A 12,055-nucleotide genomic window follows, 5' to 3' on the forward strand; every position below is an offset into this window, starting at 1 on the left:
GCCCACCCGGTGGTCGCCCAGCCACGGCTGCGCCTTCAGCGACAGCCGGCCGGTCAGCAGCACGCTGCCCGAGTCGGCCGGGGAGACCACCGCGCCCAGCAGCGGGTGCTCGGCCGACTGCAGGCCCGCGCCGGTGACGTCGCCCGTGTGCGCGGCCTGGGCGGGCCAGTAGCGCTCGCGCTGGAAGGCGTACGTCGGCAGGTCGGTGCGGCGGGCGCCGGTACCGTCGAAGAACCGGGCCCAGTCGACGGGCACACCCACGACGTGCAGGCGGGCGAGGGCGGAGACGAGGGTGTGCTCCTCCGGCCGGTCCCGGCGCAGCGCGGGGGCCGCGACGCGGTCGCCGCCCTCGTCGAGGTTCTGCGCGGCGAGGGCGGTGAGCACGCCACCGGGGCCGAGCTCCAGGTAGTCCGTGGCACCGGCGGCGTCGAGGGCGAGGATCCCGTCGGCGAAGCGGACGGCCTCGCGGACGTGGCGCACCCAGTAGTCGGGGGTGGTGACGTCCTCGCCCAGGGTGCCGGTGAGGTTGGAGACCAGCGGGATCGAAGGGGCGCTGTACGTCAGTCCGTTGAGGACCTCGCGGAAGTCCGCCAGCATCGGATCCATCAGCGGCGAGTGGAACGCGTGCGAGACCTTCAGCCGCGTCGTCTTGCGGTCGGCGAAGTGCGCCTCGATCGCCGCCACGGCTTCGAGAGAACCCGAGACGACCACGGAGGTCGGACCGTTGACGGCCGCGATCGACACAAACTCGCCCAGCAACGGCAGGACTTCATCCTCCGACGCCTGCACCGCCAGCATCGCTCCACCGGACGGCAGCGCCTGCATCAAACGGCCACGAGCACTCACCAGCGTGCAGGCATCCTCCAGCGAGAACACCCCGGCCACATGCGCGGCCGCCACCTCGCCGATCGAGTGCCCGGCCACGAACTCCGGCTCCACACCCAACGATTCGAGCAGGCGGAACAGCGCCACCTCAACCGCGAACAACCCCGCCTGAGCGAAGTCCGTCCGATTCAGCAGCTCCGCATCCGAACCCCACACCACCTCGCGCAAGGGCACGTCCATCGCAGCACACACCGCATCGAACGCCCCCGCGAACACCGGGAACCGGGCATACAACTCCCGCCCCATCCCCAACCGCTGCGACCCCTGCCCCGAGAACAGCAGCGCGAGCCGCCGCTCTCCCGCCGTACCGCGCGCCACCTCGGCGCCGTCCAACACCACCGCCCGGTGCCCGAACCGCGACCGCCCGGCCAGCGACAGCCCGACGTCCACCGACGAGCCGGCCACCCCGGCGAGCCCGGCCAGTTGCGCGTCCAGCGCGTCCTCCGACGCTCCCGAGACCACCCATGGCACCACGCCGGGCGCCGAGCCCGGCGCCTCCGCGGCATCCACCACAGGCGCCTGCTCGACGATCACGTGGGCGTTCGTCCCGCTGATCCCGAACGACGAGATCCCGGCCCGGCGAGGGTGCCCGGCCTCGGGCCACTCGCGCGCCTCCGTCAGGAGCTCCACCGCGCCAGCCGACCAGTCGACGTGCGAGGACGGCGCGTCGACGTACAGCGTCTTCGGCAGCACGCCCGCCCGCATCGCCTCCACCATCTTGATCACGCCCGCGACCCCGGCCGCCGCCTGGGTGTGTCCGAGGTTGGACTTCACCGAGCCGAGGAACAGCGGGAGTTCACGCTCCTGCCCGTACGTGGCCAGCAGCGCCTGCGCCTCGATCGGGTCCCCGAGCGTCGTTCCCGTGCCGTGCGCCTCGACGGCGTCGACCTCACCGGCCGACAGCCCCGCGTTCGCCAGCGCTTGACGGATGACGCGCTGCTGGGACGGGCCGTTGGGGGCGGTGAGACCGTTGGAGGCACCGTCCTGGTTGACGGCGCTGCCGCGCACGACGGCCAGCACCAGGTGCCCGTTGCGCTGCGCGTCCGAGAGCCGCTCCAGCACCAGCACGCCGGCGCCCTCCGACCAGCCCGTCCCGTCCGCGCCGTCCGCGAACGCCTTGCAGCGCCCGTCCGTCGCGAGCCCGCCCTGGCGGGTGAAGCCGAGGAAGCTCATCGGTGTGGACAGGACGGTCACGCCGCCGGCCAGGGCCAGGGTGCACTCGCCGCTGTTCAGGGACTGCGCGGCCAGGTGCATCGCCACGAGCGAGGAGGAGCAGGCGGTGTCGATCGTGAGCGCCGGGCCCTCCAGGCCGAAGCAGTACGACACCCGGCCCGAGATCACGCTGTTGGCCAGCCCGGTGCTCGCGTGGCCCTCCACCTCCTCCCGGGAGTTCATCACCAGCGAGGCGTAGTCCTGGCCCGTCGTGCCGACGAAGACGCCGGTCCGGCTGCCGCGCAGCGCGGTCGGGTCGATGCCCGCCCGCTCGAAGGCCTCCCAGGACGTCTCCAGCAGCAGGCGCTGCTGCGGGTCCATCGCGAGGGCCTCGCGCGGCGAGATGCCGAAGAAGCCCGCGTCGAAGTCCCCGAGGCCGGCGAGGAAGCCGCCCTGGCGGGTGGCGCTCACGCCGTGGCCGGTGCCGAAGAGCGCGTCGAGGTCCCAGCCGCGGTCGGTCGGGAAGTCGGTGATGCCGTCGCGGCCCTCGCTCAGGAGCCGCCAGAGCTCCTCGGGGGTCCGCACGCCTCCGGGCAGGCGGCAGGCCATGCCGACGATCGCGATCGGCTCCCCGGCGTCGGCGGTCGTGGCCACCGGGGCCGCCACGTCGTCCTCGTCGTCGAGGAGTTCCCCGAGGAGGTGCGCGGCGAGGGCGTGCGGGGTCGGGTAGTCGAAGACCATCGTCGCCGGCAGCCGCAGCCCGGTGACGTCGGCCAGGCGGTTGCGCAGTTCGATCGCGGTGAGGGAGTCGAAGCCGAGGTCCCGGAACTCCCGCGCGGGGTCGACCGCCTGGCCCGAGGCGTGGCCGAGGACGCCGGCGGCCTCCGCGCGGACGAGGTCGACGAGGTGGCGCAGGCGGTCGCCCTCGCGCAGCTCGTACACGCGGGCGGCGAGGGCCGTGCCGGTGGTGCTCACGGCGGTACGGCGCCCGGCGGGCAGGAGGGCGCGGAACATCGTCGGCACCTCGCCGCGCGGGCGGGCGCCTGCGGCCATGCGGCCGGTCGCGACCAGGTACGGCTCGTCGACGGCCATCGCGGCGTCGAGCAGGGCGAGGCCGTCCTCCTCGGTGAGGGGCGGGACGCCGGAGGCGTGGAGGCGGTGCAGGTCGGCTTCCGAGAGGGTCCCGGTCATACCGGCGGTGGGCATCCAGGCGCCCCAGCCCAGGGACTGGGCGGGCAGGCCCTGGTGGCGGCGCCAGTGCGCGAGGGAGTCCAGGTAGACGTTGGCCGCAGCGTAGTTGCCCTGACCGGCCGTACCCATCACACCCGAGATGGAGGAGAAGAGGACGAAGGCCTTGAGGTCCTGGTCCTTGGTCAGTTCGTGCAGGTTCCACGCGGCGTCGACCTTGGGACGGAGGACGGCCGACAGACGCTCGGGGGTCAGCGCGGTGACGATGCCGTCGTCCAGCACACCGGCCGCGTGCACGACACCCGTGATCGTCCGGCCGTCCAGGGCGTGCGCAAGCGCCTCGCGGTCGGCCGCGTCACAGGCCACGACCTCCGCGCGGGCACCCAGCTCCGCCAGCTCCTCCACCAGCTCGGACGCGCCACCACGGCGGCTCAGCAACAGCAGGTCGCGGACGCCGTGTTCGGTGACGAGATGCCGGGCGACGAGACGGCCCAGGCCGCCGGTGCCACCCGTGATCACCACGGTGCCCGTGCCCCAGCCCGTCGAGGGTTCGCCAGGAGCCACCCGGGCCAGCCGGCCCACCCGGACGACGCCGTCGCGGACCACCACCTGCGGCTCACCCACGGCGAGCACCGCGTCCAGCGGGAGCTCGCCGTCCGCATCCACGAGCACGAACCGGCCCGGGTTCTCCGCCTCGGCCGCCCGCACCAGGCCCCACACGGCAGCACCGGCGAGGTCCGACACTCCGTCGACCGCACCCCGGGTGACGAACACCAGGCGCGCGTCCGCGAACCGCGGCTCCGCCAGCCACTCCTGCACCAGGCCCAGCGCCCACGCCGTCACCTCGTGCACGTCCTCGGGCGTCGAACCGCCCACCACCGGGACCACCACGGCACCCGGCACGTCGTCGGTCAGGTCGGCGAACGACGGCACGTCCGCGCCCAGCGTCACCGCCGTCACGCGCTCACCCGCACGCGACGGCGCGGGCACCCACTCCAGCCGCAGCAGCGAGCCCGCCGCGGCCGCTCCCTGCACCACGGCGGCCGGCTCGGCCAGCGTCACGGCCTCGGCCGACAGCACCGGCTCCCCGGCGGCGTCCACGACGGCGAGCGCGAGCGTCTCCGCGCCCGTCCGCACGATCCGCGCACGCACCACGGACGCGCCCGAGGCGTGCAGCGACACCCCGGACCACGCGACCGGCACCAGCCCCTGGCCGTCCGCCCGCACCACGGCCGCCAGCAGCGCCGGGTGCACGCCGAACCCGGCGGCGTCGTCGGCCGCGTCGCCCGGCAGGGCCGCCTCGACGAAGGTCTCCTCGCCGCGCCGCCAGACCGACCGCAGCCCGTCGAAGGCCGGGCCGAGGTCCGCCTCCTCCCGGATCCCGGTCAGGTCGGCGACGACCGAGCCCTTCGGCGGCCAGACCGAGGCGTCGAAGTCGGCCGTGCGCTCGCCGCGGACGAGCTCGCCCGAGGCGTGCTCCGTCCACTCGGCGTCGGCGTCGGCATCCGGCCGGGAGAAGATCCGCACCGGGCGGGCACCGGAGGCCGCCGGGGCGTCCACCTGGATCTGGACGACGACGGCGCCGTCCTCGGGCAGCACCAGCGGCTCGGCGAGCGTCAGCCGCTCGACCCGGTCGCAGGCCACCTGGTCACCGGCCCGGACGGCCAGCTCCAGGAACCCCGTCGGCGGGAACACGGCCACACCGCCCACCCGGTGGTCGCCCAGCCAGGGCTGCGCCTTCAGCGACAGCCGGCCGGTCAGCAGCGTGCCCTCGGCGTTCGCGAGCGCGACGGTCGCGCCCAGCAGCGGGTGCTCGGCGGGCGAGAGGCCCGCGCCGGTCACGTCGCCGATGCGGCGGGACGGGCGCGGCCAGTAGCGCTCGTGCTGGAAGGCGTACGTCGGCAGGTCGACGCGGCGGGCGCCGGTGCCGTCGAACAGCCGGGCCCAGTCGACGGGGACGCCGGTGACGTGCAGGCGGGCCAGGGCGGTGACGAGGGTCTGCTCCTCGGGCCGGTCACGGCGCAGCAGCGGCAGGGCGGGGGCGTCCGACTCGTGCTGGGCGAGGGCGGCGAGGACGCCGTCCGGACCGAGCTCCACGAAGGCCGTGGCGCCGGCTGCGCGCAGGGCGTCGAGGCCGTCGGCGAAACGGACGGCCTCACGGACGTGACGCACCCAGTAGTCGGGCCCCTGGACGCCTTCGGCCAGCGCGCCGGTCAGGTTGGAGACCAGCGGAATCGAAGGCGCGCTGTAGGCAAGCCCGTTGAGGACCTCGCGGAAGTCCTCCAGCATCGGATCCATCAGCGGCGAGTGGAACGCGTGCGACACCTTCAGCCGCGTCGTCTTACGGTCCGCGAAGTGCTCCTCGATCGCCGCGACAGCCTCCTCCGTGCCCGAGACGACCACGGACGACGGTCCATTGACGGCCGCGATCGACACGAACTCACCCAACAGCGGCAGGACTTCGTCCTCCGCCGCCTGCACGGCGAGCATCGCGCCACCCTCGGGCAGCGCCTGCATCAGCCGACCACGAGCACTCACCAGAGCGCAGGCATCGGTCAGGCTGAACACCCCGGCCACATGCGCCGCCGCCACCTCGCCAATGGAGTGCCCGGCCACGAACTCCGGCTCCACACCCAACGACTCGAGCAACCGGAACAGAGCCACTTCGACCGCGAACAACCCGGCCTGAGCGAACTCCGTCCGGTTCAACAGCTCAGCATCATCGCCCCACACCACATCCCGCAGCGCCGAATCCAACTCCGCACACACGGCATCAAAAGCCGACGCGAACACCGGGAACCGGGCATACAACTCCCGCCCCATCCCCAACCGCTGCGACCCCTGCCCCGAAAACAGGAACGCCGCAGACCGCTCCCCCGCCACACCACGCGCAACCTCGACCCCGTCCACCAGCACCGCGCGATGCCCGAGCCGCGAGCGGCCCGCCAAGGCGAGGGCGACGTCCACGGGAGAACCGTCGATGCCGGCCAGCCGCCCCAGCTGCGCGTCGAGCGCCGCCTCCGACTTCGCCGAGACCACCCACGGCACCGCACCGGGCACAACCGCCGGTTCGTCGGTCGCGGCGTCCTCCTCGACCGCCTCCTCGACGATCACGTGCGCGTTCGTGCCGCTGATCCCGAACGCGGACACGCCCGCGCGGTGCGGCCGGTCCACCTCCGGCCAGGCCCGGGCCTCGGTGAGCAGCTCGACGGCCCCCGCCGACCAGTCCACCTCGGCGGACGGCGCGTCGACGTGCAGCGTCTTCGGCAGCACGCCGTGCCGCAGCGCCATCACCGTCTTGATCACGCCGGCCGCGCCGGCCGCGGCCTGGGTGTGGCCGATGTTGGACTTCAGCGAGCCGAGCAGGAGCGGCTGTTCACGGTCCTGCCCGTAGGTGGCGAGGAGTGCCTGGGCCTCGATCGGGTCGCCGAGCGGCGTGCCCGTCCCGTGACCCTCGACGGCGTCGACCTCGGCGGCCGACAGCCCGGCGGCGGCCAGCGCCTGGCGGATGACGCGCTGCTGGGACGGACCGTTGGGCGCCGTCAGTCCGTTCGACGCGCCGTCCTGGTTGACGGCCGAGCCGCGCAGGACGGCGAGCACCGGGTGCCCGTTGCGGCGGGCGTCAGAGAGCCGCTCCAGCACCAGGACGCCCGCGCCTTCCGCCCAGCCCGTCCCGTCCGCCGCGTCGGCGAACGCCTTGCACCGCCCGTCCGGAGCGAGCCCGCCCTGCCGGGAGAACCCGGAGAAGCTCATCGGCGTCGACAGCACGGTGACGCCGCCCGCGAGGGCCAGCGTGCACTCGCCGGCCCGCAGCGCCTGCGACGCGAGGTGCATCGCCACGAGCGACGAGGAGCACGCCGTGTCGACGGTGACCGCCGGGCCCTCCAGACCGAAGGTGTACGACACCCGGCCGGACAGCACGCTCGCCGTCAGGCCGGTGGTGGCGTGGCCCTCCATGTCCTCGTCCGAGTTCATCACCACGCCGACGTAGTCGACGCCCGCCGTGCCGACGAACACGCCGGTGCGGGTGCCGCGCAGGCCCGCCGGGTCGATGCCCGCCCGCTCGAAGGCCTCCCAGGACGTCTCCAGCAGCAGGCGCTGCTGCGGGTCCATCGCGAGGGCCTCGCGCGGCGAGATCCCGAAGAAGCCCGCGTCGAACTCGCCGGCCGCGACGAACCCGCCCTCGATCGCGGCGCTGCTGCCGCTGCCCTCGCCGAGCAGCGCCGCGATGTCCCAGCCGCGGTCGGCGGGGAACCCGGTGATGCCGTCCTGCCCGTCCGCGACCAGCCGCCAGAGCTCCTCGGGGGTGGTCACCCCGCCCGGCAGGCGGCACGCCATGCCGACGATCGCGATCGGCTCGTGCCGGCCCGACTCGGCCTCCAGCAGTCGTTGGCGTGTCTGGTGCAGGTCGGCCGTGACCCACTTGAGGTAGTCAACGAGCTTGCTGTCGTTCGACATGGGGGGTTGTGAACTGCTGAGGAGTGAGGTCGTTTCGGTGCCCATTGGTGTCCTTGAGTTTGTTTTCGATCACGGCTTGTTGGATCGATGAGGTGGCTGTCGGTGGTATGTGCGAGGGTGGCGCTGGCTGGGAGGGAGGGATGGTGTGACCGGGTCAAGGAAGGAGCTGCGGCGGATCGACGTGCCGTTCGTTTCCCTTGGGCCGTCGGGCGTGTCGGTCCGTGACCGTCTCAAGGGACTCACGCCCCGGGATGAGGAGGTGCTGCGGCTGGTCGGCGGGCATATGGGCGCGCTGGCGTCGAAGGACCTGAAGGCGCGCTGCGCGCACGGCCTGGAGCACGGCAACGAGACGTGGGCCGCCCGCAAACGCGACCTGACCGCGGAATCGTCGTCGCGCTGGGCCGGGAGCGTCACCAAGGCCACGCACGACCAGTGGGCGCTGTCGCGCCGCGGGCAGGCCGCCTACCTGGACTCCTTGGACGCCGGCATCCGGATGCTGCGCCACCGCCTGTCGTTGCCGGTCGGGGAGAAGGGCACCGGGCGCGCGCCCGGTGGCTACCGCTCCAGGCACGAGTGGTTCGTCAAGTCCCGTCGGCTCGCGGCGCTGGAGGAACGGCACGCGGCTGCCCGGGCCGATGGCGAGGCCGGTCGCGTGCGTGTGGTACGCGGTGGCGGAAGGTTGCTGAACACCCGGCACCATCTGGCCGCCGCCGCTCTCACCGAAGCCGAGTGGCGGGCGCGGTGGGAGAGCGCGCGGTGGTTCCTCGCCGCCGACGGCGAGTCCGGGAAACGGTTCGGGAACGAGACGATCCGTGTCACCCCGCCGGGTGAGGTGTCGATCAAACTGCCCGCCCCGCTCGCGGACCTGGCGAACGCCCGCAACGGCCGCTACGTCCTGGCCGCGAAGGTAGCGTTCGCGCACCGGGGCGCCGAGTGGGCCGACCGGATCGAAGGCAACCGCGCCGTGGCCTACCGCATCCACCTGGACGTGGAACGCGGGCGCTGGTACCTGGACGCCTCCTGGACCCGCCCCGTCGTCAAGACCATGCCGCTGGCCACGGCCCGTGCGGCCGGGATGGTCGGAGTGGACACCAACGCCGACCACTTCGCCTGCTGGCAGTTGGACATCCACGGCAACCCGGTCGGCGAACCCCACCGGTTCCCCTACGACCTGACCGGCACCGCCACCCACCGCGACGCCCAGATCCGCCACGCCATCAGCCGGCTGCTGCACTGGGCCAAGCGGACCGGTGTCACCGCGATCGGCCTGGAGAACCTGGACTTCACCGCCGAGACCACCCGCGAGAAACACGGCCGCCGCAAGCGGTTCCGCCAGCTGCTCTCCGGCATCCCCACCGGCAGACTCCGCGCCCGGCTCGTCTCCATGGCCGCCGAGCTGGACCTGGTCATCGTCGCCGTGGACCCCGCCTACACCTCCCGGTGGGGCGCACAGCACTGGCAGAAGCCCCTCGCGACACCCACCCGCACAACCACCCGGCACGATGCCGCGAGCATCGCAATCGGGCGACGCGCCCTCGGACACCCGATCCGGCGACGGACGGCGCCGCCCCACGACGACCGGAGTGATCGTCGTGGGCATCGGACCGTCCAGGCCGGACCAGGCGTTCGGGGGCGTGAGGAAACCCGCCGCCCCGTCACGGACCGTGTACACGATGCACGTACCCGAACGGGGACCACGAGAACGCGGGCGACCAGTCGGGCATCCAAAACCGTTCGGGATGCCCGCAGTGATCAGACCTGGGTCCAAGACTCACTCCTGCTCACTTGATTGGAACGGTGGTGCCTTCCTGTTATGAGGCGGGGTCGGTCAGCGGTCGCTCAGACGGCCGAGCTCGTTGTCGATGAAGGCCAGGACCTCGTCCGCGCTCGCTGCTTCGAGCCGCTCCGCAATGGCGTCCTCGGCATTCTGCGCGTCCTGGTTTCGCAATTTCTCCAGCATTCGGCGCAGCCGGAGGGAAACCGCGTTGCGGGTCGCCTCGTCGGTGTCCGCGTCCGCCAGGGCCGCGTCCAGGCGGTCGAGTTGGCCGAACAGCGCGGCGCCGTCCGCCGCGTCCTGCTCGTCGAGGAGCACGCCGAGCAGGTGTGCGCCGAGGACGGCGGAGGTCGGGTGGTCGAAGACCAGGGTCGCGGGCAGGCGCAGGCCGGTGACGGCGGTCAGGCGGTTGCGCAGTTCGAGTGCCGTGAGGGAGTCGATGCCGAGGTCGTGGAAGTCGCGGTCGGCGGCGACGGCCTGCGGCGAGGCGTGGCCGAGGACGCCGGCGGCCTCGCTGCGGACCAGGTCGACGACGTGGCGCAGGCGGTCGGCCTCGCGCAGCTCGGTGAGGCGGGCGGCGAGCGCGGCCACCGCGCCGGTGCGGCCGCCGGAGGACTCCGCCGTGCGGCGGGCGCCGCGGACGAGGCCGCGCAGCAGTGCGGGCACGGTGCCGGGCATCCGGGCCGGGCCGGTGGCGCGGCCGATGGGGACGAGGTAGGGCTCGTCGGTTCCCATGGCGGCGTCGAGCAGGGCGAGGCCCTGTTCCTCCGTGAGGGGCGGGACTCCGGTGGCGCGGATGCGGTGCAGGTCGGCCTCGGTGAGCGTGCCCGTCATGCCGGCCGTCGGCACCCAGGCGCCCCAGCCCAGGGACTGGGCGGGCAGGCCGTTCTGGCGGCGCCAGACGGCAAGCGCGTCGAGGTAGACGTTGGCTGCCGCGTAGTTGCCCTGGCCGGCGCTGCCCATGACGCCCGAGATGGAGGAGAACAGGACGAAGGCCTTGAGGTCCTGGTCCTTGGTCAGCTCGTGAAGGTTCCACGCGGCATCGACCTTGGGACGGAGGACGGTCGACAGGCGCTCGGGGGTCAGCGCGGTGACGATGCCGTCGTCCAGCACACCTGCCGCGTGCACGACACCCGTGATCGTCCGACCGTCCAGGGCCTTCGCAAGCGCCTCGCGGTCGGCCGCGTCACAGGCCACGACCTCGGCACGGGCACCCAGCTCCGCCAGCTCCTCCACCAACTCGGACGCGCCACCACGGCGGCTCAGCAACAGCAGGTCGCGGACGCCGTGTTCGGTGACGAGATGCCGGGCGACGAGACGACCGAGGCCGCCGGTGCCACCCGTGATCACCACGGTGCCCGTGCCCCAGCCCGTCGAGGGTTCACCGGGAGCCACCCGGGCCAGGCGTCCCACTCGGACGGCTCCGGCACGCGCGGTGAACTGGAAGTCGCCGCCGTCCACTTGGGCGCAGAGGCCGGGCAGCGCCGCCTCGACGTCCGACGCACGCTCGACGTCGAGCAGGGCGAACCGGCCCGGGTTCTCCGCCTCGGCCGCCCGGACGAGACCCCAGACCGCGCCGCCGACGAGGTCCGCGACCTCGCCGCCCGGCACCGCGCCACGGGTGACGAACACCAGGCGGGCGTCGGCGAAGCGCGGCTCGGCCAGCCACTCCTGCAGCAGGCCCAGCGCCCACGCCGTCACCTCGTGGACCTGCTCGGGCGTCGAACCGCCCGCCACCGGCAAGAGCACGACCTCCGGCACCTCTCCCGTCACGTCGGCGAGCGACGGCACGTCCTCGCCCAGCGTGACGGCCTGCACGGGCGCGGTGGCACGCGCCGGGACGTCCACCCAGTCGAGCCGCAGCAGCGCCCCGGCCAGGTCGGCCCGCTCGGCCACGGCGGCCGGCTCGCCCAGAGCCAGCGACCCGGCCGACAGCACGGGACCGCCCGCCGCGTCCGCGACCTCCACGGACACCGCGTCCTCGCCCGCCCTCGCGACCCGCAGCCGCACGACGGCCGCGCCGGTCGCGAGCAGCGCCACGTCGCGCCAGTCCGTGGGCACCAGCCGCGCGTCGTCGTCCGCCCCGGTGAGGGCGGCGATCTGGACGGCCGCCTCCAGCAGCGCCGGATGCAGCCCGTACGGCGCCGCGTCCTCGGCCCGGCCCGGCAGGACGGCCTCCGCGAACACCTCGTCGCCCCGCCGCCACACCGCCTGCAGCGTGCGGAACGCCGGGCCGTGGTCCAGCGGGTCGTGACAGGACGCCGGATCCACGGCCACCGCGTCCGCCGGGGGCCACGTGGAGGCGTCGAAACCGGCTTCCCGCTCGCCCACGGCCAGCGCGCCGGTGGCGTGACAGGTCCACGGGCCGTCCACGGCCTCCGCCGGCCGGGCGTAGCAGCTCAGCGAACGCGTCCCGGCCTCGTCCGGCGCGCCGACCGCCAGCTGGACGACGACGGCGCCGTCCTCGGGCAGCACCAGCGGCTCGGCGAGCGTCAGCCGCTCGACCCGGTCGCAGGCCACCTGGTCGGCGGCCCGGACGGCCAGCTCCAGGAACCCCGTCGGCGGGAACACGGCCACGCCGCCCACCCGGTGGTCGCC

General features: G+C 73.9%; 3 protein-coding genes. 1 reads left to right on the top strand and 2 read right to left on the bottom strand.

Annotated features, from left to right (window positions below; all coding sequences use genetic code 11):
* Positions 1-7,683 (bottom strand): SDR family NAD(P)-dependent oxidoreductase (locus tag ACFV4G_RS41080; protein ID WP_380448323.1); only part of this gene is annotated, 7,683 nt, incomplete at its 3' end.
* Between the two features lie 145 nt (positions 7,684-7,828).
* Here ACFV4G_RS41080 and ACFV4G_RS41085 point away from each other — a divergent pair.
* Positions 7,829-9,472 (top strand): IS200/IS605 family accessory protein TnpB-related protein, encoded by a 1,644-nt coding sequence (locus tag ACFV4G_RS41085; protein ID WP_380448325.1) that lies wholly within the window; start codon positions 7,829-7,831, stop codon positions 9,470-9,472.
* A gap of 39 nt (positions 9,473-9,511) precedes the next feature.
* Here the strand turns inward: ACFV4G_RS41085 and ACFV4G_RS41090 are convergent.
* The coding region (locus ACFV4G_RS41090) for a type I polyketide synthase (RefSeq protein WP_380448327.1) at positions 9,512-12,055 on the bottom strand (2,544 nt) is incomplete at its 5' end.

This window comes from Kitasatospora sp. NPDC059747, assembly GCF_042732955.1.
GTDB lineage: Bacteria > Actinomycetota > Actinomycetes > Streptomycetales > Streptomycetaceae > Kitasatospora.